The organism is Staphylococcus sp. HMSC62B09 (assembly GCF_001839115.1).
GTDB classification, from domain to species: domain Bacteria; phylum Bacillota; class Bacilli; order Staphylococcales; family Staphylococcaceae; genus Staphylococcus; species Staphylococcus haemolyticus.
The window spans coordinates 76,100-100,626 of sequence record NZ_KV840085.1; the positions used below are offsets into that span (position 1 = coordinate 76,100).

21 protein-coding genes are annotated in these 24,527 nt (G+C 32.6%); 20 read left to right on the forward strand and 1 reads right to left on the reverse strand.

Annotated elements, in window-relative coordinates:
- The first annotated feature begins 75 nt into the window (after positions 1-75).
- The 16 genes from HMPREF3265_RS00930 to hfq all read left to right on the forward strand — a co-directional run bounded on the left by HMPREF3265_RS00930 (position 76) and on the right by hfq (position 19,032).
- Positions 76-1,836, forward strand: a complete 1,761-nt coding sequence (locus HMPREF3265_RS00930; protein WP_070442351.1) for a 2-oxoacid:acceptor oxidoreductase subunit alpha — start codon at positions 76-78, stop codon at positions 1,834-1,836.
- Positions 1,837-2,703: a 2-oxoacid:ferredoxin oxidoreductase subunit beta gene (locus tag HMPREF3265_RS00935; protein ID WP_037537287.1), complete on the forward strand. Its 867-nt coding sequence runs from the start codon at positions 1,837-1,839 to the stop codon at positions 2,701-2,703.
- A 224-nt stretch (positions 2,704-2,927) separates the two neighbouring features.
- Positions 2,928-3,539, forward strand: coding sequence for a poly-gamma-glutamate hydrolase family protein (locus HMPREF3265_RS00940; protein WP_070860852.1), 612 nt, complete (start codon positions 2,928-2,930; stop codon positions 3,537-3,539).
- Between the two features lie 60 nt (positions 3,540-3,599).
- On the forward strand, positions 3,600-3,896 hold the full coding sequence (locus HMPREF3265_RS00945; RefSeq protein ID WP_011275907.1) for a thiamine-binding protein: 297 nt from the start codon (positions 3,600-3,602) through the stop codon (positions 3,894-3,896).
- A gap of 296 nt (positions 3,897-4,192) precedes the next feature.
- Entirely contained in the window at positions 4,193-5,737 is a 1,545-nt protein-coding gene (miaB, locus tag HMPREF3265_RS00950) for a tRNA (N6-isopentenyl adenosine(37)-C2)-methylthiotransferase MiaB (RefSeq protein ID WP_070860853.1), read from the forward strand.
- Entirely contained in the window at positions 5,738-6,103 is a 366-nt protein-coding gene (locus HMPREF3265_RS00955; protein WP_070442360.1) for a YlbF/YmcA family competence regulator, read from the forward strand.
- A 21-nt stretch (positions 6,104-6,124) separates the two neighbouring features.
- The gene (gene thiW / locus HMPREF3265_RS00960; RefSeq protein ID WP_011275904.1) at positions 6,125-6,616 is read left to right on the forward strand and encodes an energy coupling factor transporter S component ThiW; all 492 of its coding nucleotides are present in this window, start codon (positions 6,125-6,127) and stop codon (positions 6,614-6,616) included.
- A gap of 265 nt (positions 6,617-6,881) precedes the next feature.
- Positions 6,882-9,533, forward strand: a complete 2,652-nt coding sequence (mutS, locus tag HMPREF3265_RS00965; RefSeq protein WP_070860854.1) for a DNA mismatch repair protein MutS — start codon at positions 6,882-6,884, stop codon at positions 9,531-9,533.
- 12 nt (positions 9,534-9,545) lie between these two features.
- Positions 9,546-11,558 carry a DNA mismatch repair endonuclease MutL gene (gene mutL, locus HMPREF3265_RS00970; RefSeq protein ID WP_070860855.1) on the forward strand — a complete coding sequence of 671 codons (2,013 nt, stop codon included), beginning with the start codon at positions 9,546-9,548 and terminating at the stop codon, positions 11,556-11,558.
- Positions 11,559-11,573: 15 nt separating this feature from the next.
- Positions 11,574-12,107, forward strand: coding sequence for a glycerol-3-phosphate responsive antiterminator (locus HMPREF3265_RS00975; protein WP_037551589.1), 534 nt, complete (start codon positions 11,574-11,576; stop codon positions 12,105-12,107).
- A 227-nt stretch (positions 12,108-12,334) separates the two neighbouring features.
- Positions 12,335-13,153, forward strand: coding sequence for an MIP/aquaporin family protein (locus HMPREF3265_RS00980; protein ID WP_011275900.1), 819 nt, complete (start codon positions 12,335-12,337; stop codon positions 13,151-13,153).
- Between the two features lie 126 nt (positions 13,154-13,279).
- Positions 13,280-14,779, forward strand: a complete 1,500-nt coding sequence (glpK, locus tag HMPREF3265_RS00985; protein ID WP_070439950.1) for a glycerol kinase GlpK — start codon at positions 13,280-13,282, stop codon at positions 14,777-14,779.
- A 152-nt stretch (positions 14,780-14,931) separates the two neighbouring features.
- On the forward strand, positions 14,932-16,605 hold the full coding sequence (locus HMPREF3265_RS00990) for a glycerol-3-phosphate dehydrogenase/oxidase (RefSeq protein WP_070860856.1): 1,674 nt from the start codon (positions 14,932-14,934) through the stop codon (positions 16,603-16,605).
- A 292-nt stretch (positions 16,606-16,897) separates the two neighbouring features.
- Positions 16,898-17,827, forward strand: coding sequence for an alpha/beta fold hydrolase (locus tag HMPREF3265_RS00995; RefSeq protein WP_070860857.1), 930 nt, complete (start codon positions 16,898-16,900; stop codon positions 17,825-17,827).
- A 10-nt stretch (positions 17,828-17,837) separates the two neighbouring features.
- The gene (gene miaA, locus HMPREF3265_RS01000; protein WP_070581171.1) at positions 17,838-18,830 is read left to right on the forward strand and encodes a tRNA (adenosine(37)-N6)-dimethylallyltransferase MiaA; all 993 of its coding nucleotides are present in this window, start codon (positions 17,838-17,840) and stop codon (positions 18,828-18,830) included.
- Positions 18,790-19,032 (forward strand): RNA chaperone Hfq, encoded by a 243-nt coding sequence (hfq, locus tag HMPREF3265_RS01005; protein WP_070439942.1) that lies wholly within the window; start codon positions 18,790-18,792, stop codon positions 19,030-19,032. Before miaA ends, hfq begins: the two co-directional genes overlap by 41 nt.
- Positions 19,033-19,224: 192 nt before the next feature.
- Here hfq and HMPREF3265_RS01010 read toward each other — a convergent pair whose 3' ends face one another.
- The gene (locus HMPREF3265_RS01010; protein ID WP_037551583.1) at positions 19,225-19,701 is read right to left on the reverse strand and encodes a glutathione peroxidase; all 477 of its coding nucleotides are present in this window, start codon (positions 19,699-19,701) and stop codon (positions 19,225-19,227) included.
- 109 nt (positions 19,702-19,810) lie between these two features.
- Here HMPREF3265_RS01010 and hflX point away from each other — a divergent pair, with 109 nt between their 5' ends.
- From hflX to glnA, 4 genes are all read left to right on the forward strand, one after another.
- The gene (gene hflX, locus HMPREF3265_RS01015) at positions 19,811-21,049 is read left to right on the forward strand and encodes a GTPase HflX (RefSeq protein WP_070860858.1); all 1,239 of its coding nucleotides are present in this window, start codon (positions 19,811-19,813) and stop codon (positions 21,047-21,049) included.
- A 19-nt stretch (positions 21,050-21,068) separates the two neighbouring features.
- On the forward strand, positions 21,069-22,307 hold the full coding sequence (locus tag HMPREF3265_RS01020) for a methionine gamma-lyase family protein (RefSeq protein ID WP_070860859.1): 1,239 nt from the start codon (positions 21,069-21,071) through the stop codon (positions 22,305-22,307).
- 202 nt (positions 22,308-22,509) lie between these two features.
- Complete coding sequence (locus HMPREF3265_RS01025; RefSeq protein ID WP_011275891.1) at positions 22,510-22,875, forward strand: MerR family transcriptional regulator; 366 nt, start codon at positions 22,510-22,512, stop codon at positions 22,873-22,875.
- A 20-nt stretch (positions 22,876-22,895) separates the two neighbouring features.
- The gene (glnA, locus tag HMPREF3265_RS01030) at positions 22,896-24,236 is read left to right on the forward strand and encodes a type I glutamate--ammonia ligase (protein ID WP_070439935.1); all 1,341 of its coding nucleotides are present in this window, start codon (positions 22,896-22,898) and stop codon (positions 24,234-24,236) included.
- Positions 24,237-24,527: the final 291 nt, after the last annotated feature.

The following is a 24,527-nucleotide window of genomic DNA, read 5'->3' on the forward strand; positions in this document are numbered from 1 at the left end:
CACTGTTGTCATAGTAAGACGGTGGTTATTTTTGTTATGATTTATTATGAATTAATTCCACAGGAGGCATATGATATGAAATCACAAATATCATGGAAAGTGGGCGGACAACAAGGTGAAGGTATCGAATCGACTGGAGAAATCTTTGCCACAGCAATGAACCGTAAAGGTTATTATTTATATGGATATAGACATTTCTCAAGTCGTATAAAAGGTGGACATACTAATAACAAAATTAGAGTATCTACTGCACCTGTACATGCAATCAGTGATGATTTAGACATTCTAGTGGCTTTTGATCAAGAAACGATTGAATTGAATCATCATGAAATGCGTGAAGATAGCATTATTATTGCTGATGCAAAAGTTAAACCGACAAAACCTGAACAATGTCGTGCTCAACTTATTGAATTACCTTTTACTAGCACAGCTAAAGAATTAGGTACTGCATTAATGAAAAACATGGTTGCTATAGGAGCAACATGTGCAATCATGGATTTAGATACTGCAACATTTGAAACCCTTATAACTAATATGTTTACTAAAAAAGGTGAAAAAGTTGTAGAAATGAACATTGAAGCTCTAAATCAAGGTTATACATTGATGAAAGAACAATTAAATGATTTACAAGGAGACTTCAAACTACAAACGACTGAAGAGAATCCACACTTATATATGATTGGTAATGATGCTATTGGATTAGGTGCGATTTCAGCTGGTTCTCGTTTCATGGCTGCTTATCCAATTACACCGGCATCTGAAATTATGGAATATATGATTGCAAACGTCCCAAAAGTAGGCGGTACCGTAGTACAAACTGAAGATGAAATTGCTGCAGCCAATATGGCAATTGGTGCTAATTATGCAGGTGTCAGAGCATTTACTGCTAGTGCTGGTCCAGGTTTATCACTTATGATGGAAGCCATAGGCCTATCAGGTATGACTGAAACACCTTTAGTCATTATTAATACTCAACGTGGTGGACCATCTACAGGTTTACCAACCAAGCAAGAACAATCAGATTTAATGCAAATGATTTATGGTACGCATGGAGATATACCTAAAATAGTAGTTGCTCCTACAGATGCTGAAGATGCATTCTATTTAACTGTTGAGGCTTTTAATTTAGCCGAAGAATATCAATGCCCAGTAATTATATTGAGTGACTTACAATTATCGTTAGGTAAACAAACAGTCGAACGCTTAGATTATAATAAAATTCAAATACATCGTGGCGAGTTATTACAATCTGATATTGAACGTGAAGAAGGCGATAAACAATACTTTAGAAGATATGCATTAACAGGAAATGGAATATCACCTAGACCAATTCCAGGCGTTAAAGGTGGCATACACCATGTAACTGGCGTTGAACATAATGAAGAAGGTAAACCGAGTGAAGTGGCTGAAAATAGACGTCAACAAATGGAAAAAAGAATGCGTAAAACATCAAATATACTAATTGAAAAGCCTGTTGAGTTAGATGAGCATCATGAAGAAGCGGATATTCTATTTATAGGATTCATATCTAGTAAAGGTGCAATTCAAGAAGGCGCAGAAAGACTAAATGCTCAAGGTATAAAAGTAAATACAATGCAGATTCGACAACTACATCCTATGCCGAAAGATGTCATTCAAGCAGCTATCGATAAAGCATCTAGAGTTATTGTTGTTGAACATAATTATCAAGGTCAACTTTCAAATATCCTTAAAATGAATACAACTATTCAAAATAAATTAATAAATCAAACTAAGTATGATGGAACACCTTTCTTACCTCATGAAATTGAATCTAAAGGACAAAAAGTAGTAAGCGAAAGTAAGGAGTTGGTATAATTGGCTACATTTAAAGATTTTCGAAATAATGTGAAGCCAAATTGGTGCCCCGGTTGTGGTGATTTCTCAGTTCAAGCAGCTATTCAAAAGGCGGCAGCTAATGTAGGGTTAGAGCCAGAGGAAGTAGCAATTATTACTGGTATAGGTTGTTCAGGACGACTATCTGGTTACATTAATTCATACGGTGTACATGGCATACATGGACGTGCTTTACCATTAGCGCAAGGTGTTAAAATGGCTAACAAGGATTTAACAGTTATTGCTTCTGGTGGTGATGGCGATGGATACGCTATTGGTATGGGTCATACCATACACGCATTAAGACGAAATATGAATATGACTTATATTGTTATGGATAATCAAATTTATGGCTTAACTAAAGGTCAAACGTCGCCTTCATCTGCAGTAGGTTTTGTTACTAAATCTACCCCTAAAGGTAATATCGAGAAGAATGTTGCACCACTCGAATTAGCTTTATCATCAGGCGCTACATTTGTAGCACAAGGCTTTTCTAGTGATATTAAAGCATTAACTAAACTAATTGAGGATGCGATTAACCATGATGGTTTTTCTTTTGTAAATGTCTTTTCACCATGTGTAACATACAACAAAGTAAATACATATGATTGGTTTAAAGAACATTTAACTAGTTTAGAAGATATCGAAGGCTATGATACTTCAGATAAACAATTAGCAATGAAGACTGTTCTAGATCATGAATCACTAGTTAAAGGTATTGTATATCAAGATACTGAAACACCATCATATGAGTCTCAAATTGAAGAATTAAATGAAAGTGCATTATCTAAACGCGATATTCATATAACAGAAGAAGATTTTAATAACTTAACTGCTCAATTTGTATAGAAATTGTATGAGCTCACTTTAAAACGCCTTAAGTTTTGAAGTGAGTTTTTTTATAACTTTAGATTTTTTTATGGAAAATAATAACACCATAGCTTAATGATGTATAGAAAATATTAAAATATTTTAGTTTAAGTAATCATTGTTAAAAATCATTTAAATACTTATTAGAATTTATAAAATGGGAAAGAATAATAATAACATTATACTTAAGAGAGGTTTTTACAATGGATAAATATCATTCTATGAAAGAATTACAAAATGAGACAATTGAGAATGAGGATTGGGAGATAATTACTGAAGATAGAGATAGTGACGTAACGATTTTGGCAATACATGGTGGTGGAATTGAACCAGCCACTTCTGAAATTGCTAGGGTCATTGCTAATGAAGGGCAATTTAATTATTTCGCATTTAACGGTATTCGAACAAAAGGAAACAATGAATTGCATGTGACATCTATAAACTATGATAATGATATCGCAATGAACTTTGTAAAATCTAGTGAACGTGCTGTGACAATTCATGGATGTCTTGGTGAAGAAGACGTTGCTTATATCGGTGGTAAAGATATTCAATTAAAAGAGCGTATTGCTAATGAATTAAATCAAATAGGTGTAGAAGTTAAAGAAGCACCGAGTCACATGTCTGGTGTTCAAGATGATAATATAGTTAATTGCACCAAAAATGAAGTTGGGGTACAAATAGAATTAACATCTAGTTTAAGAAAGTCTTTATTTAAAAATAATAAGTTTAATCGTAAAAGTAGAATGGATGAATCAAATTGGGATGATAAAATGTATGATTTTGGCCAAGCAATTAACTCGGCAATTAATTAAGGAAAGTTAAATAAAGGCGTGGTAAAATTAAGGTAATAATATTGAATGAGGTGATTGTTGATGCAAGACACATTAATGAGTATTCAAATCGTTCCGAAAACGCCAAACAATGAAGACGTTATACCTTATGTAGATGAGGCAATAAAAATTATTGATGATTCTGGATTGCATTTTAGAGTTGGCCCGCTTGAGACCACAGTTCAAGGTGATATGAGCGAGTGCTTAATTTTAATCCAAAAATTGCATGAACGAATGGTTGAATTAGAATGTCCGAGTATTATAAGTCAAGTTAAGTTCTACCATGTACCAGCTGGCATCACAATTGAAACGTTAACAGGAAAATATGATAACGAGTAAGTAAAGGTTAAATGAAATAAGCCTAAGACATAAATCTGTGTCTTAGGCTATATTTTTTATAATGGCAGTAGTTGACTGATCTAAAAACACCTATAACAAGCTTTTTTAATGCTAGTCAATCTTGCTTTGCTAAGATTACATCCAAATAAATATTGTAAAAATATTATTTCTATCCCACCCCATTCCACTTTTTAAATGACAAATTTATTAACTATTTCAACTCTTTTTGCACTTTATTATTAATTTTAATATAATGAACTAATGATATAAGGGCATATAGAAAGGAATTTTTTAAAGTGAACGAAGAACAAAGAAAAGCTGGTACGATAAATATCCTTGATGAACGCGATAGAAAAGTTGAAAAAGATTATAGTAAATATTTCGAAAAAATTTATCAACCACCTAGTTTAAAAGAAGCACGTAAACGTGGAAAACAAGATATAAATTATAATCGTGACTTTCATATAGAAGACAAGTTTGAAGGGATGGGCAAAGGTCGCACATTCTTAATAAAAACATATGGCTGCCAAATGAATGCACATGATACTGAGGTAATGGCAGGAATATTACAAGCCTTAGGATATACTGCCACAGAAGATATCAACGAAGCGGACGTTATTTTAATAAATACATGTGCGATTCGTGAAAACGCTGAAAATAAAGTGTTTAGTGAAATTGGTAACTTAAAACATTTAAAAAAGAATAGACCAGAAGCATTAATTGGTGTATGTGGATGTATGTCACAAGAAGAGTCAGTAGTAAATAAAATACTTAAATCATACCAAAATGTGGATATGATTTTTGGAACTCATAATATTCACAAATTACCTGAAATTTTAGAAGAAGCATACTTATCTAAAGCAATGGTTGTCGAAGTTTGGTCTAAAGAAGGCGACATTATTGAAAACCTTCCTAAAGTACGTGAAGGTAGTACAAAAGCATGGGTTAATATTATGTATGGCTGTGATAAATTCTGTACATATTGCATTGTACCCTTTACTAGAGGTAAAGAACGCAGTCGTAGACCAGAAGATATTATTGAAGAAGTTCGCGGTTTAGCGAGAGATGGTTATAAAGAAATAACTTTGCTTGGTCAAAATGTAAACTCATATGGTAAAGATATTAAGGATTTAGAGTATGGATTAGGAGATTTATTAGAAGATATTTCCAAAATTGATATTCCAAGAGTACGTTTTACTACTAGTCACCCATGGGATTTTACAGATAGAATGATTGAAGTAATAGCTAAAGGTGGCAATATTGTACCTCATATCCATCTACCCGTGCAATCAGGAAATAATGCTGTATTGAAAATTATGGGACGTAAATATACAAGAGAAAGTTATTTAAATCTAGTTAATAGAATAAAAAAATCAATACCTAATGTAGCTTTAACTACTGATATCATTGTTGGATATCCAAACGAAACTGAAGAACAATTTGAAGAGACACTATCACTATATGACGAAGTTCAATTTGAGCACGCTTATACGTATTTATACTCTCAAAGGGATGGTACACCTGCCGCAAAAATGAAAGATAATGTACCTGAAGACGTTAAAAAAGAACGATTACAACGTTTAAATAAAAAAGTAGGACATTATTCAGAAAAAGCCATGAATCAATATGAAGGCAAAACTGTAACTGTTCTATGTGAAGGTTCAAGTAAAAAAGATGATACAGTTTTAGCAGGTTATACCGAAAAGAACAAGTTAGTTAACTTTAAAGGTCCACGTGAGGCAATCGGTAAGTTAGTAAATGTTGAAATTGATGAAACAAAACAATATTCATTAAATGGTACATTCAAAGAATTTAACGATGCACCATTGGTGACAAATTAAATGTATAGTAAAGATGATATTTTAAAACAAGCCGATCAACTCACGAGTAAAATTCAAAATTTAGATCTTATAAAATCTTATCAAAATATAGAGAAACAAATTCATGAAAATCATAATATTGAAAGTAAAATGAATCGCTTAAAAAAACAACAAAAGCAATCTGTTAATTTTCAAAATTATGGGAAACAACATGCTTATCAACAATCAGAAAATGAAATTGAAGCGCTAGAACATGAAATTAATGAATTACCAATAGTGGAAGAATTTCGTTCTGCTCAGTATGAAGCAAATGATTTATTACAACTAATGATAAGCACAATGGAAGATCGTTTGAATGAACATAATGAAGATGAACATAAGGATTAATGGAAGAAAGGGATAAGCACTATGAACAATAGAAAATTGACACTTACTGCACTGTTAATTGCCACTAATGTTGTATTAAGCAGTATTATTATCATACCCTTAGGTCCTGTCAAAGCAGCACCTGTTCAACATTTCATCAATGTGTTATGTGCAGTATTTGTAGGGCCATGGTACGGTTTAGCCCAAGCATTAATTTCATCAATCATAAGAAATTTATTTGGTACTGGTAGTTTTTTTGCATTTCCTGGAAGTATGATTGGCGTGCTATTGGCTAGTGTATTCTATATGTATAGAAAACATATCTTTATGGCTGCTGTTGGTGAAGTAATTGGTACAGGCATTATAGGAAGTCTTTTATGCATACCAATGGCGTGGGTTTTAGGTATGCAAGATTTCTTCGTCAAACCCTTAATGATAGCATTTATTATTTCAAGTTTTATCGGAGCTGCTATTAGTTATTTCTTACTTATAATGTTGAAAAAAAGAGGTTTACTAGATAGATTTAAAAAATAATAATTTGGAAATAAGAGATTGATTTAGTTGATTTGAGATTATCATTCCAAAATAAAGTACAGTCGTTTATGAAACGTATGTGTTCTATATTTTGTTGTGATAATCTTTTTATTTGTAAATTAAGATGAATCATTTTTTAACTAAACTCTAAAAAATAAATAACATCAATAACATGAACTCACGAGCGTTGTAACATTTCATATGTTAAAATATATGAGTTAAAAGCATGTAATAAATCGGAAAAAATTAGTAAGGTTGTGAAAATATGTCTAACACGACACCGATGATGCAACAATATTTAAAAATTAAATCGCAATATCAAGATTGCTTATTATTCTTCAGATTAGGCGATTTTTATGAAATGTTTTTTGAAGATGCTAAAGAAGCGTCAAGGGTATTAGAAATTACATTAACTAAAAGAGATGCTAAAAAAGAGAATCCAATACCTATGTGTGGCGTTCCGTATCATTCCGCTAATAGCTATATTGAAACATTGATAAATAATGGTTATAAAGTAGCAATTTGTGAACAAATGGAAGATCCTAAACAAACTAAAGGTATGGTAAAACGTGAAGTAGTTAGAGTTGTAACACCTGGAACAGTCATGGAACAAGGTGGTATGGATGAAAATCAAAATAACTACATTTTAAGTTTCATTAAACAAGATAGTAACTACGCCCTTAGCTATTGTGATATTTCTACAGGAGAGTTAAAAGCCACTCAAATTGAAGATCAAGATACATTGATTAATGAAATTGTAACTATTAATCCTAATGAAATCGTTGTTAACCAAGAAATTGATGAAAATTTTAAAAAGCAAATCTATTTAACTACAGAAACTATAACAATTAGAGAATCTATTTCCGATGCAAGCTATGAAGTGAATCAATTAACTAATAATCATATGTATCTAGCAACACAACTATTACTCGATTATGTTTATCATACTCAAAAACGAGATTTGTCTCACATAGAAACTGCAATAACGTATGCTGCAGTGGATTTTATGAAGATGGACTACTATGCCAAAAGAAATTTAGAATTAACCGAAAGTATTAGATTAAAATCTAAAAAAGGAACACTTTTATGGTTAATGGATGAAACTAAAACGCCGATGGGAGCACGTCGCCTTAAGCAATGGATAGACAGACCATTAATCAATAAAGAAAGAATTGAAGAAAGACTAAGTGTAGTAGAATCATTCATGAATCACTTTATTGAGAGAGACACATTACGAGGATATTTAAATCAAGTATATGATATAGAAAGACTTGTTGGCCGTGTCAGTTATGGCAATGTCAATGCGCGTGATTTAATTCAACTTAAACATTCAATTTCAGAGATACCTAATATTAAATCTTTACTTGAAAGTATGAATGACGTAGCATCATATCAATTTAGTTCCCTTGAACCATTAGAAGACTTATTACAAGTGTTAGAAGATAGTTTAATCGAAGAACCGCCTATTTCCATTAAGGATGGTGGTCTATTTAAACAAGGCTTTAGTAAACAATTAGATGAATACTTAGAAGCTTCTAAAAATGGAAAAGATTGGTTAGCACAATTACAAGCTAAAGAAAGAGAGCGTACAGGTATTAAATCTCTTAAAATTAGTTTTAACAAAGTGTTTGGTTATTTTATAGAAATTACACGAGCAAATTTACAAGGATTTGAACCTAGTAAATTTGGCTATCATCGTAAACAAACATTGTCCAATGCTGAACGCTTCATTACAGATGAATTGAAAGAAAAAGAAGATATTATTTTAGGTGCAGAAGATAAAGCGGTAGATCTTGAATATCAACTATTTGTTCGCCTAAGAGAACACATTAAAACGTACACTGAAAGACTACAAAAACAGGCTAAAATCATTTCTGAACTTGACTGCCTACAAAGTTTTGCTGAAATTGCACAAAAATACAACTATGTTAAACCTGAATTTAGTGATAATAAAACGCTAAGCTTAGAGAACTCTCGCCATCCTGTTGTTGAACGTGTGATGGACTACAATGACTATGTACCTAATGACTGTAAATTAGATAAAGATAACTTTATATATCTAATAACTGGCCCTAACATGTCTGGTAAGTCAACTTACATGAGACAAGTAGCAATCATAAGCATCATGGCTCAAATGGGAGCTTATGTTCCTTGTGATAAAGCAGAATTACCAATATTTGATCAAATATTCACTCGTATAGGTGCTGCAGATGATTTAGTATCAGGAAAAAGTACATTTATGGTAGAGATGTTAGAAGCACAAAAAGCATTAACTTATGCAACAGAAGATAGTTTAATAATCTTCGATGAAATTGGTAGAGGAACTTCAACATATGATGGGCTAGCGTTAGCTCAAGCAATGATTGAGTATGTTGCTCAAACATCTCATGCGAAAACTTTATTCTCAACACACTATCATGAACTTACGACTTTAGATCAAGAACTACCAAATCTTAAAAATGTTCATGTGGCTGCAGATGAATATCAAGGTGAATTAATCTTCTTACATAAAGTAAAAGATGGTGCTGTAGATGATAGTTATGGTATTCAAGTAGCGAAACTAGCTAACTTGCCAGATGAAGTTATTAACCGTGCACAAGTTATATTAGATGCTTTTGAACAAAGTCAAAAGGCTTCTGATAATGAAGAGTATTCTAACATTACTGTTCTTAAAGATTCAGCCTCAGTGGAAGGGTTTGCAGATGATGACGCACAAAATGCAAATAACAATGATAAAAAGTCTCAAACAACAAAGTATGCAAATGAGAATGAATTTGAGCAAGCGTCTTTCGATTTATTTGATTCAGAAACAATGACTAGTAAAATTGAGGAACAGATTAAAAATCTTAATATATCAAACATGACTCCTATTGAAGCATTACTAAAACTAAGTGAATTACAAAACCAATTGAGATAGAGGTGTTTGAAAATGGGCAAAATTAAAGAACTACAAACCTCTTTAGCTAATAAAATAGCAGCAGGCGAAGTAGTAGAGCGTCCAAGCTCAGTTGTGAAAGAATTGCTAGAAAATGCAATCGATGCTAAATCGACAGAAATTAATATTGCGGTAGAACAATCAGGTATATCCTCAATTAGAGTAGTAGATAATGGTACTGGAATAGAACAAGATGATTTAGATTTAGTGTTTCATAGACATGCCACGAGTAAATTAGATGACGATGACGATTTATTTCATATCAGAACGTTAGGATTTCGTGGAGAGGCATTAGCAAGTATATCTTCAGTTGCTAAAGTCACACTTAAAACTTGCACTGATAGAGAAAATGGATATGAAATCTATGCAGAAAACGGAGAGATTTTAAGTCGTAAACCTGCTAAAGCTAAAAAAGGTACAGATATTACTGTTTCATCACTTTTCTACAATACACCAGCTCGCTTAAAATATATTAAAAGCTTATACACAGAGTTAGGTAAAATTACAGATATTGTGAATCGGATGGCAATGAGTCATCCTGATATACGAATTTCATTAATATCTGATGGAAAAACGTTATTAAAAACGAATGGTTCAGGTAAAACAAATGAGGTTATGGCAGAGATTTATGGTATTAAAGTAGCTAAAGATTTAGTGCACATTCAAGGTGATACAAGCGATTATCACCTTGAAGGCTTTGTGGCTAAGCCAGAACACTCAAGAAGTAACAAACATTATATATCAATTTTTATAAATGGAAGATATATTAAAAATTTTGTACTAAATAAAGCTATTATTGAAGGTTATCATACATTACTGACAATAGGACGCTACCCGATATGTTATTTAAACATAGAAATGGATCCTATATTAGTAGATGTGAACGTCCATCCAACTAAATTAGAAGTCAGATTATCAAAGGAAGAGCAATTGTATCAATTAATAGTTGAGAAAATACGTTATGCATTCAAGGATAGAATTTTAATTCCACAGAACGATTTGGATAGAACGCCTAAAAAAAATAAAGTCTTAAATCAATTTGAACAACAAAAATTAGACTTTGAAAGAAGGCATCGTAACTCTAATCAAGACAAAACAAATTCTCAATATTATGATATGAGTGAATCTGAAGTACAAAATCCAAATTTAGATAATAATGAGTTAATTAATGAAAGTACGGAAAGCTTCGTACATAATAATAAACGTTCAGATGACAAAGATTACTTCCAAATTCAAAAAGAAATTTTGAATGATTTAGACAAAGGTGATGCATCATCATTAAATGACGAATCTACAAACGATTCAGAAGAAGTTGTAACTGAACAAAACAATAGTGATGAAGCGTCATCGAAATCTTATCAAACATTATACAGTCAGCAAGATAATAATGATATTAAAGGTAAAGTGAGTAACACACCATCTCGACGCGTTCCATATATGGAAGTCGTAGGACAAGTGCATGGCACTTATATCATTGCTCAAAATGAGAATGGCATGTTTATGATAGATCAGCATGCTGCACAAGAACGTATCAAATATGAATATTTTAGAGAAAAAATTGGCGAAGTGACTAATGAAGTTCAAGATTTATTAATACCCCTAACATTCCACTTTTCAAAAGATGAACAAATGATTATTGATCAATATCAAGATGAATTAGACAAAGTGGGTGTTCATTTGGAGCACTTTGGCGGTCATGATTATATCGTTAATAGTTACCCAGTTTGGTTCCCAAAAGCTGAAGCTGAAGAAATTATTCAAGATATGGTTGAGTTAGTATTAAACGATAAAAAAGTAAATGTTAAAAAAATGCGTGAAGATGCTGCCATCATGATGAGTTGCAAAAAATCAATAAAAGCAAATCATTATTTAAAAAATAATGAAATGGCGGATTTGATAGATCAGTTACGTGAAGCAGAAGATCCATTCACTTGTCCTCATGGCAGACCTATAATTATCAATTTCTCAAATTATGAACTTGAAAAACTATTTAAACGTGTAATGTAGAGAGGAAAATGCCGCATGAAGGAATATGTTTTACCAGCGATACGCAACATGAAAGATTTAGAGAAATTAATAAAAACAGATTATAAGATATGCGTATTATTAGATATGCATATCGGTCATTTGAAAAGTGTTATGGCATTGCTTAAAGCGAATCAAATTGAAACTTATATTCATATTGATTTAATTAAAGGAATGGCTGTCGATGAATTTGCTTGTGAGTATATAATTCAAACTTATAATCCTAAAGGGATCGTTTCTACCAAATCTAAAGTAATTCAGAAGGCTAAATCGTTAAATAAGTTAACGATTTTTAGGGTGTTTATTATAGACAGCCAAGCATTAAGTAGAAGTATCAACTTAATTAAGAAGGTTGAACCAGATTTCATTGAAGTATTACCTGGGATTGCACATAAAGTAGTTAAAATTATTGATGAAGAAACCCCTTCAAAAGTTATAGCAGGTGGTTTAATTAATGAAGAAAGTGAAATTGCTCAAGCACTTGATAGCGGGGCAAGTTACGTTACAACAAGCAATCGTTTATTATGGTAAACATCATCGTTAATAATTTTGCTGTAATTTAAAATCTTAAAAAAACGATCATAACAATTTTTCAAACAATTTAAATGTGACAAATTTTTAACAAAAGTATTGACAACGCTTACAAACTTTTTGTATGATTTAAACAAGTTAATATTAGATTAAGAGACGAAGAGATTTCTGCAATGCCTTTATTAGCGCTTTTGTAGGAATCTTTTTGTCTTATAGGAGGATTCGTCATGAATGTATATTTAGCAGAATTTATTGGTACTGCTATTCTTATCCTTTTCGGTGGTGGCGTTTGTGCCAACGTCAATTTAAAGCGAAGTGCTGGACAGGATTCTGATTGGATAGTAATTGCAGCAGGTTGGGGATTAGCCGTGTCAATGGGCGCATACGCAGTTGGTAAGTTTTCAGGTGCACATTTAAATCCAGCGGTTTCAATTGCTTTAGCGATGGATGGAAGTTTTAGTTGGGCTCAAGTACCTGGCTATATTATCTGTCAAATGCTTGGAGGTATCTTTGGCGGTGTATTAGTTTGGTTAATGTATTTACCACATTGGAAGGCAACTGAAGATCAGGGTGCAAAGTTAGGCGTATTCTCTACAGCACCTGCTATTAAAAATTATTTTGCAAACTTTTTAAGTGAGATTATTGGTACAGCAATCTTATGTTTAGGTATCTTATTTATCGGTGTAAATAAAATTGCAGATGGAATGAATCCACTTATTGTTGGTGGCTTAATCGTGGCTATTGGCTTAAGCTTAGGTGGTCCGACTGGATATGCAATTAATCCAGCACGTGATTTAGGACCAAGAATCGCTCATGCTATATTACCAATTGCAGGTAAAGGTGGTTCTAATTGGGGATACGCGATAGTACCTGTATTAGGACCTATAGCTGGAGGTATGCTTGGAGCAGTTATTTATAAAGTATTTTATAAAGGTCAATTTGATTTAATTTGTGCGGTAGGTATTTTACTAGTAATAGCAACATTAGTATTAGGTTTAGTTTTAAACAAATCTAATAAATCAAATGATATTGAGTCTATTTATTAATTTAATAAATATCTTAAATTAGTGGTTAATTTTTTTGGAAAAGTGCTATACATATAGTACACTTCCTTATTATTCAAAATTAAAAAATAAATGTTTTTATTCACATAGCAGAAAGGGAGAAAATTTATGGAAAAATACATCATGTCGATTGACCAAGGAACAACAAGTTCAAGAGCCATTCTATTTGATAAAGAAGGCGATATTAAAGGTGTTGCACAAAGAGAATTTAAGCAATACTTCCCTAAATCAGGTTGGGTAGAGCACGATGCTAATGAAATTTGGACTTCGGTATTAGCAGTTATGACTGAAGTATTAAATGAAAATGAAATTAACGCTGACCAAATTGAGGGTATTGGAATTACCAACCAACGTGAAACTACAGTTATTTGGGATAAAAATACTGGACGTCCAATATACCATGCAATTGTTTGGCAATCCCGTCAAACACAATCAATTTGTCATGAATTAAAGGAACAAGGTCATGAAGAAACATTCCGCAATAAAACTGGATTATTGTTAGATCCTTACTTCGCTGGTACAAAAGTTAAATGGATTCTTGATAATGTTGATGGAGCTAGAGAAAAAGCTGAAAATGGTGATTTATTATTCGGTACAATTGATACATGGCTAGTTTGGAAGTTATCTGGTGGAGAAGCACATATTACAGATTATTCAAATGCTAGTCGTACTTTAATGTATAATATTTACGATTTAAAATGGGATGATGAGCTACTTGATTTATTAAATGTACCTAAACAATTATTACCGGAAGTTAAAGAATCTAGTGAAATTTACGCTCACACTAAAGATTATCATTTCTTCGGTCAAGAGGTACCGATTTCAGGTATTGCTGGTGACCAACAAGCAGCACTATTTGGACAAGCTTGTTTCGAACGTGGAGATGTTAAAAATACTTATGGTACAGGCGGCTTTATGTTAATGAATACTGGTGAAGCCCCAGTTAAATCTGAAAGTGGGTTGTTAACTACTATTGCATACGGCTTAGACGGTAAAGTCAATTATGCACTTGAGGGTTCTATCTTTGTTTCAGGTTCAGCAATTCAATGGTTACGTGATGGATTAAGAATTATAAATTCTGCACCTCAATCAGAGAATTATGCTACACGTGTTGATTCTACAGATAATGTTTACTTCGTACCAGCATTTGTAGGATTAGGTACACCTTATTGGGATTCAGAAGCTAGAGGTGCTATATTTGGTTTAAGTCGCGGTACTGAAAAAGAACACTTTATTCGTGCGACTTTAGAATCTTTATGCTATCAAACTCGTGATGTTATGGAAGCTATGTCTAAAGACTCTAAGATTGAAGTGAACAATTTACGTGTTGACGGTGGCGCAGTTAAAAATAACTTTATCATGCAATTCCAAGCTGATATTGTAAATACTGCTGTAGAACGCCCTGAAATACAAGAAACGACAGCATTAGGTGCAGCTTATTTAGCAGGTTTAGCTGTTGGTTTCTGGGATAGTAAAGATGAAATAGCAAATAGATGGCAATTAGAAACAGAATTTACACCACAGATGTCTGAAGAAGACAGAACTAAGTTATATAAAGGTTGGAAAAAAGCAGTTGAAGCTACTCAGGTCTTTAAATTGGAAGATTAATCTCTAAACATGGCTTAGTTTATTGAAGTGTGATATGATTAAATTAAGTTAATACATCAGTCGAGATTTGAGAGACCTGTTACATACAGTTTGATTCTGTATGGATAGGTCTCTCTTTTTTCGCATAAATAAAATATCGGAGGGGTATATTTATGGCTTTATCAACATTAAATAGAGAAGTAATTAAGAAAAATTTACAAAATGAAGAATACGATGTCGTTATTATCGGTGGCGGTATTACAGGTGCAGGTATTGCATTAGATGCGTCTCAACGAGGAATGAAAGTAGCTTTAGTAGAAATGCAAGATTTTGCTCAAGGTACAAGTTCTCGTTCTACTAAACTTGTTCACGGTGGTTTAAGATATTTAAAACAAGCTCAAATCAAAGTTGTAGCTGAAACGGGTAAAGAACGTGCGATTGTTTATGAAAATGGCCCTCATGTAACTACTCCTGAATGGATGTTATTACCAATGCACAAAGGCGGAACGTTTGGTAAATTCACAACTAATTTAGGTTTAACTGCTTATGATCGTTTAGCAGGCGTAAAAAAATATGAACGCAAGAAAATGTTAAGCAAAAAACAAACATTAAATAAAGAGCCATTGGTAAAAAAAGATGGACTTAAAGGTGGCGGTTATTACGTTGAATACCGTACTGATGATGCACGTTTAACAATTGAAGTTATGAAACGTGCTGAAGAAAATGGTGCAGAGATTTTAAATCACACGAAATCTACAGATTTCATTTACGATTCTAAATCAAAAGTAAGAGGTATTGAAGTTCAAGATCAACTTACTGGTGAAATGTATGAAATTAACGCTAAAAAAGTTATTAATGCAGCAGGCCCTTGGGTAGATGAAGTTCGTAAAAAAGATTATACACGTAACAATAAACAATTACGTTTAACTAAAGGTGTCCATGTAGTCATTGATCAATCTAAGTTTCCATTAAGACAAGCTGTTTATTTTGACACTGAAAAAGATGGTCGAATGATCTTTGCAATTCCACGTGAAGGTAAAGCATACGTTGGAACTACAGATACTTTCTATGATAATGACAAAACAAAACCTTTAACAACACAGGAAGATAGAGATTATCTAATTGATGCGATTAACTATATGTTCCCAGATGTTAATGTGAAAGATGAAGATATCGAATCAACTTGGGCAGGAGTTAGACCTTTAATTTTAGAAGATGGAAAAGACCCTTCTGAAATTTCACGTAAAGATGAAATTTGGGAAGGTAAATCAGGCTTATTAACAATCGCTGGTGGTAAATTAACAGGTTATCGTCATATGGCGCTTGAAATCGTAGATTTATTAGCTAAGCGCTTGAAACAAGAATATAAATTGACATTTGCTGAATGTAAAACAAAACATACACCAATTTCTGGTGGTGATGTAGGTGGTAGCGCTAACTTTGAAAGTTTCGTGGAACGCAAAGTTGAAGAAGGTAAAGCGATTGGACTTCAAGCCGAAGTTGCCAAACGTTTAGCTTCTAAATATGGTTCTAACGTAGATAAACTATTTAACATCGCACAAATTGCACAAGACAAAGATTTAAATTTACCATTAGAATTGTACGTTGAGTTAGTATATAGTGTACAAAATGAAATGGTGTTTAAACCAACTGATTTCTTAATTCGCAGATCTGGTAAACTTTATTTCAATATCAATGAAGTTAAACAATATAAAGATGCAGTCGTTGAAGAACTTGCTAAATTACTAAATTATACACAAAGTCAACAAAACGAATTTACTAAAGAAATTAATGTTGCAATTGAAGAAGCAACTCGTGGAAATGAACAACTTGCAGTATTAAAATAAATTTAGTATTTATGTTTTGAAATTTAACATTTTTGATTAAATTCAAATATGATACTGCTAACTAACTAGTAAATTAATTTTAAACTTCAAATTCGCAGTTAATATCTGAACTGAGGGAGCTTAAATATGAAGCTCATCTCAGTTCATTTTTTATAAAATAAAGTAATTTTATGTTATAAAGCTTTAGTTGTTAAAATGAGTCTAACAATTTGATAACATTAAGAATGAAAGGTATATTAAAAAGAATATAAGCTTTAAGGATTAAGTTATAATTTCACAAGGAGGCATATGCGTGAGTCAACAATCATTCAAAATTACCGTTGAAGACGGCACTATGATTGAAGTAAAAGTAGATAAGGCTAAGATTGCAACATTTGGTGTCGTCCATATTTTTCACGGTATGGCTGAGCATATGGATCGATATGAAGCACTTGTGCAAGCTTTAACACATCAAGGATATGATGTTATTCGACATAATCATCGAGGGCATGGTATTGATATTGATGAAAACGAAAGAGGTCATTACGATGAAATGAATATCATTGCACAAGATGCATATGAAATAGCTCAAACACTTCACGGTTCAGATAACAATATTCCATATATCGTTTTGGGACATTCAATGGGCTCAATTATTGCGCGTTTATTTGTAGAGAAATATCCAGATATTGCGCAAGGTTTAATTCTCACTGGTACTGGTCAATATCCAAAATATAAAGGGATTCCAGCCACCATCGTTTTAAAATTAATAACTTTAATTTTTGGGAAGCGCAGTTGCCTAGAATGGGTAAATCAATTTGTTTATAAATCGTTTAATAAAAAGATAGACCAACCTGAAACAAGTAGTGATTGGCTATCATCTAAACGCGATGAAATTAAAAAATTTGTTAAGGATGATTACACTGGTTTCTTAGTGTCAAACCAATTAATTTACCAAACCGTTAAGAATATGATACGTACAGCTAATAATAATCAACTTAAAAAAATGAATGAACTATTACCAATACTTCTAATTTCTGGTAAGGATGATCCATTTGGAGATTATGGGAAAGGTATACGTAAATTAGGAAAGAAATTCAAACGTGCTGGAATAAATCATATAACAGTCCAACTATATGCTAATAGAAGACATGAAATTTTATTTGAAGATGAAAAAGAAATGATTTGGAGTCATATGTTTGAATGGATCCAAAAACAAGTGTTAAAGAAAAAAATAAAGTGAGGGATAACTATTGAGTAACGTCAATAAACCGTTTTTAGTAGTTATAGTAGGTCCAACTGCATCAGGTAAAACAGAGTTAAGTATTGAACTTGCTAAACAAATTAACGGTGAAATCATTAGTGGGGATTCCATGCAAGTTTATAAACAAATGGACATTGGTACAGCTAAAGTTACTAATGAAGAGATGGATGGAATTCCTCATTATATGATTGATATTTTAAATCCAGATGACTCATTTTCTGTGTACGATTTCAAATTACGAGCTCAAGCACTAATAGAAGATATAACTTCAAGAGGAAAGATACCGATCATAGCAGGAGGAACAGGGTTATATATACAATCGTTAATATATGATTATCCTTTTGATGATGAGACAGTTTCAAAAGAAGTTGAACAGAAAACACAGTTACAATTACAAAAATTAGAACAATTAACTAATCAAGAAGTGCATGATTATTTAGCTACATTTGATCCACAATCTGCTAAAGACATACATCCAAATAATAGAAAAAGAGTGCTTAGAGCGATTGAATATTACTTAAATACAAAAAAACTTATAAGTTCTCGCAAGAAAGTACAACAATTTACAGAAAATTATGATACATTATTAATAGGGATTGAAATGTCGCGCAAAACATTATATTCAAGAATAAATAAACGTGTAGATATTATGTTGGGCCACGGATTATTTAATGAAGTGAAGAATCTAGTAGAACAGGGTTATGAATCTACTCAAAGTATGCAAGCAATTGGTTATAAAGAGCTGGTACCTGTTGTGAATGGTGAGTCATCAATAGACCAAGCAGTTGAAACGTTAAAACAACATTCTAGACAATATGCTAAGCGACAATTGACATGGTTCAAGAATAAATTGACTGTTCAATGGTTTAATAGAGAGACAATGCCACTTCAAATGATGTTAGATGAGATTACAACCCAAATAAATAAAAGGAGTTCTAAACATGATTGCAAACCACAACATCCAAGATCAAGCACTAGATAACTTTAAATCACAACAAACAGAAGTTACAGTTTTCTTTTTAAACGGCTTTCAAATGAAAGGTGTTATTGAAGACTTTGACAAATATGTTGTAAGTTTAGTTTCTCAAGGTAAACAACATTTGATATACAAACATGCGATCAGCACATTTACTGTAGAGACTGAAATTTCAGATTCTGAAGAATCAGTAAATAGTGAAGAATAAGTTGTAATTAAAGTGCAACGTTGCAAGTTCTTAAGAGCGTAGACAACGGTCTTAATGAAAGTGTAACTTGTAATAAACTCATCAAATTTTAGCACTTTTGACAAATAGAGGAATGTTTGTAATATAAAAAGCTTCATTATAGAGTTGCTATTTCACTCTATAATGAAGCTTTTTATTGTATTAAAACAATATCTATAATAATTTTTCAATATCTTTTTCGATTTGTGCTGGTTTCTTTTGAGGTGAGAAACGGCTTACAACGTTACCATCACTATCAACTAAGAATTTAGTGAAGTTCCATTTGATTTTTTCACTTAACATTCCTTTAGCTGCATCAGTTAAGTAGCGGAATAAAGGATGTTGATTTTCACCTTTGACATCTACTTTTTCATGGATAGGGAAAGTCACACCGTAATTAATTTTACAGTTTTGATTAGCTTCTGCACCTGAACCAGGTTCTTGGCCACCAAATTGATTACATGGAAAACCTAATATCACAAAACCTTGGTCTTTGTATTTTTCATACAATGCTTGTAAGCCTTCAAATTGTGGCGTGAAACCACATTCACTAGCAGTATTAACGATTAACATTACTTTGCCTTTGTATTCTTCTAATTTATAATCTTCACCATTGGACTTTTGTACAACAAAATCATATATATTTTCCATAGTATCACCCTTTCGATATAAGTTTAATGTAACATAATTTTAGTGGATAGTCTTTGCATAGACACTATGATAGAATATTTGAGAAACATATAAGAAGGAGATGTATAACATGACTCAGCAAATTACTCATGAAACAAAGAAAAAATTGGAAACTGCTGTATTAGTCGGTGTACATGCTCAAAATGATAACGAATTTAATTTTGATTCAACGATGGAAGAATTAGAAGCTCTATCTTTGACTTGTCAGCTAGATGTTAAAGGACAAGTTACTCAAAATAGAGAACAAGTCGATCATAAATATTACGTTGGTAAAGGTAAGATTGATGAACTTAAAGCTTTTATTGAATTCCATGATATAGACGTCGTAGTAACGAATGATGAGTTAACTACCGCTCAATCAAAAACATTAAATGATAATTTGGGCATTAAAATTATCGATAGAACACAATTGATTTTAGAAATATTTGCCTTAAGAGCTAGCAGTCGCGAAGGTAAATTACAAGTCGAATTAGCGCAATTAGATTATTTATTGCCAAGACTTCAAGGACATGGTAAGAGTTTATCAAGACTAGGTGGTGGCATAGGTACACGTGGTCCTGGTGAAACGAAGTTAGAAATGGACAGACGTCATATTCGAACACGTATGAATGAAATTAAACATCAATTAAAAACTGTAGTGGAACACAGGGAACGTTATCGTAGCAAACGTGAACAAAATCAAGTCTTTCAGATTGCACTCGTTGGTTATACGAATGCGGGGAAATCGTCATGGTTTAATGTATTATCTGGCGAAGGAACCTTTGAAAAAGATTTACTCTTTGCAACATTAGATCCTAAAACACGTCAAATTCAAATAAATGAAGGATTTAATTTAATTATTTCAGATACTGTAGGTTTCATTCAAAAGTTACCAACGACCTTGATTGCCGCCTTCAAATCAACTTTAGAAGAAGCAAAAGGTGCAGATTTATTATTACATGTTGTTGACGCAAGCCATCCAGAATACCGTTCTCAATATGATACAGTAAATCAATTGATTAATGATTTAGATATGAATCAAATACCACAAGCGGTTATATTTAATAAGAAGGATCAATGTGGTGATAGTGATGATAAACCATTACCTGCGTCTACATCCATCTTTGTCTCTAGCCGTGATGAAGAAGATAAATTAAAAGTAAAGGCATTTTTAATAAATCAAGTTAAATCAACACTGAGTTTCTATGAAGAGATTGTCCCTAGTACAAACGCAGATAGACTTTATTTCTTAAAGCAGCATACACTCATAGAAGAAATGAATTTTGATGCTGAAAATGAAACTTACGTCATTACTGGATATAAAAAATGATAAAAGGAAGTATATGAAAATGTCAGATATTACATCAATGGTTAAAGACGTAGAGAAGACGTTGGTACCATATTTTAAAGAAATAGAAGAAATTGCATATAGTAATCAGGAAAAAGTTCTGAATGCTTTTCATTACGTTAAAGCTACCGAGAGTGATTTAGTTGGAAGTACAGGATATGGGTATGATGATTTTGGTCGGGACCATTTGGAAGAAATCTATGCACATACTTTTAAAGCTGAAGATGCTATTGTGCGCCCGCAAATCATTTCTGGTACACATGCGATTACTCTAGCACTTCAAAGTACACTTAAATACGGAGATGAATTATTATATATTACTGGAAGTCCATATGATACGTTGCTTGAAGTTATAGGGGTAAATGGAAATGGCATTGAAAGCTTGAAAGAACACGGTGTCGAATTTAAAGAAGTCCCTTTAAAAGATGGACAAATAGATATAAATACTACAATTGAAACCATTTCAAACAAAACAAAAGTAGTGGCAATTCAACGTTCCAAAGGATACGACCAAAGACCTTCAATCACTATTGACGAAATTAAATCAGCTATTCATGCAATTAAAAAACAATATCCGAACGTCACTGTTTTTGTAGATAACTGTTATGGAGAATTTGTCGAGGAACGTGAACCTATTGAAGTTGGTGCAGATCTGATAGCAGGTTCACTAATCAAGAACCCAGGCGGTGGTCTAGCTAAGATTGGTGGTTATATAGCCGGACGTAAAGATTTAATCGAACGTTGTGGTTATCGATTAACAGCTCCTGGTATCGGTAAAGAGGCCGGCGCTTCTTTATATTCATTACAAGAAATGTATCAAGGATTCTTCCTAGCACCACACGTAGTTAGTCAAAGTTTGAAAGGTGCATTATTTACAAGCTTACTCCTTGAAAAAATGAAAATGAAAACAGTTCCTAAATATAATGTTAAACGTACTGATTTAATACAAACTGTCCAATTTGATACTAAAGAACAAATGATAGCATTTTGCCAAAGTATTCAACATGCTTCACCAATTAATGCTCATTTTAGTCCAGAACCAAGCTATATGCCTGGTTATGAAGATGATGTCATTATGGCAGCCGGTACTTTTGTTCAAGGGTCTTCAATTGAATTGTCTGCAGATGGACCTATTAGACCACCGTATGAAGCTTATGTACAAGGCGGATTAACATATGAACATGTTAAATTAGCTGTTACACGTGCAGTTACTTATTTAAAAGAACAAAACTTGATATAGAAAAATGTATCCCTACTTGAATTGAGTAGGGATTTTTTGAAAAATTTATAATTCAATATAAATTACCTGGTATAAAAGACCTTGTAATTACAATTAAATATAGCTTTTGAAATCACATGTAAGAAAACCTGACATATTTTTGTAATACGCTTTAAACTATGCTAAATTAGTATCAAGTTCAAAAGTAGAGGTGAGGTTATTAATGTCTAACGATAAAATCAGACGTAATATGGCCGTGTTCTCTATGAGTGTTGTTTGTAAATTAACAGAACTTACTGCAAGACAAATCCGCTACTATGAAACACATGAACTTGTCATGCCCGAGCGTACAGAAGGAAATAAGCGATTATTCTCGTTAAATGATTTAGAACGTCTCCTCGAAATTAAATCTTTGATTGAGAAGGGATTTAACCTTAAAGGAATTAAACAAATCATAACTAATAATCAAGGGCATTTAACATCAGATGAGCAAGAGATTAGAAAAAGAATGATTGTAGACGCAACGCAGAAACCACCTGGTGAAGCTTTGCCAATAAATCGTGGCGATTTATCACGGTTTATTAAATAAATTTTTGGAGGATTTCTACCATGCCTAAACGTACATTTAGTAAAGATGACATTCGTAAATTTGCAAAAGAAGAAAACGTAAGATATCTAAGATTACAATTCACTGATATCTTAGGCACAATTAAAAATGTTGAAGTTCCAGTAAGCCAATTAGAAAAAGTGTTAGATAATGAAATGATGTTTGATGGATCTTCAATCGAAGGTTTCGTACGTATCGAAGAATCTGACATGTATTTATGCCCAGATTTAGATACTTGGGTTATCTTCCCATGGACTGCCGGTCAAGGTAAAGTAGCTCGTTTAATTTGTGATGTTTATACTACTGACGGTGAACCATTTGCTGGTGATCCACGTAACAACCTAAAACGTGTGTTGAAAGAAATGGAAGATATGGGCTATACAGATTTCAACTTAGGGCCTGAACCAGAATTCTTCTTATTCAAATTAGATGAAAAAGGTGAACCAACATTAGAATTAAATGATAATGGTGGTTACTTCGACTTAGCACCAACTGACTTAGGTGAAAATTGTCGTCGTGACATCGTCCTTGAATTAGAAGATATGGGCTTTGATATCGAAGCAAGTCACCATGAAGTAGCACCAGGTCAACACGAAATTGACTTCAAATATGCAGATGCAATTTCAGCATGTGACAACATTCAAACATTTAAATTAGTTGTTAAAACAATTGCACGTAAACATAATTTACATGCGACATTTATGCCAAAACCATTATTTGGTGTAAATGGAAGTGGTATGCACTTCAACGTATCTTTATTCAAAGGGAAAGAAAATGCATTCTTTGATCCAAACGGTAAAGACCAATTAACTGAAGATGCTTATCACTTTACTGCGGGCATCTTAAATAATGCACGTGGATTTACAGCAGTATGTAACCCATTAGTTAATTCATATAAGCGTTTAGTACCTGGTTACGAAGCGCCATGTTACATTGCTTGGAGTGGTAAAAACCGTTCTCCATTAGTACGTGTACCTACTTCAAGAGGTTTATCAACTCGTATTGAAGTACGTTCAGTTGACCCAGCTGCTAACCCTTACATGGCATTAGCAACAATCCTACAAGCTGGTTTGGATGGTATTAAGAACAAAACTAAAGTCCCAGAACCAGTCAACCAAAATATTTATGAAATGAACCGTGAAGAACGTGAAGCTGTAGGTATCCAAGATTTACCTTCAACACTTTACACTGCATTAAAAGCTATGCGCGAAAATGACACAGTTAAAAAAGCGTTAGGTAATCACATTTACAACCAATTTATTAACTCTAAATCAATTGAATGGGATTATTATAGAACTCAAGTTTCTGAATGGGAACGCGATCAATACATGAAACAATACTAATCGCTAAGCAAAAAGGGGAAAGACTTAGGGATACAAGGAGTTAAGGCACTTGCCTTAGCTTCTTTTTTATGTTTGAAAAGTTAAATTTACTTGACCATTTTTGTGAAGAAATTAAAATTGGTCAAATTTTGGTCAAGTACACTTTAAAATACATTCTTAATATACTTCTCAAAATTTTCTTTAGCATCATCATTCATTGTTTGTTAAATGACTATACTTTTTAGGGTCTATAATAAATTGGACTGATGACTAAAAACCATCAGTCCAATTTTTATGTTTGAATACAAAAAT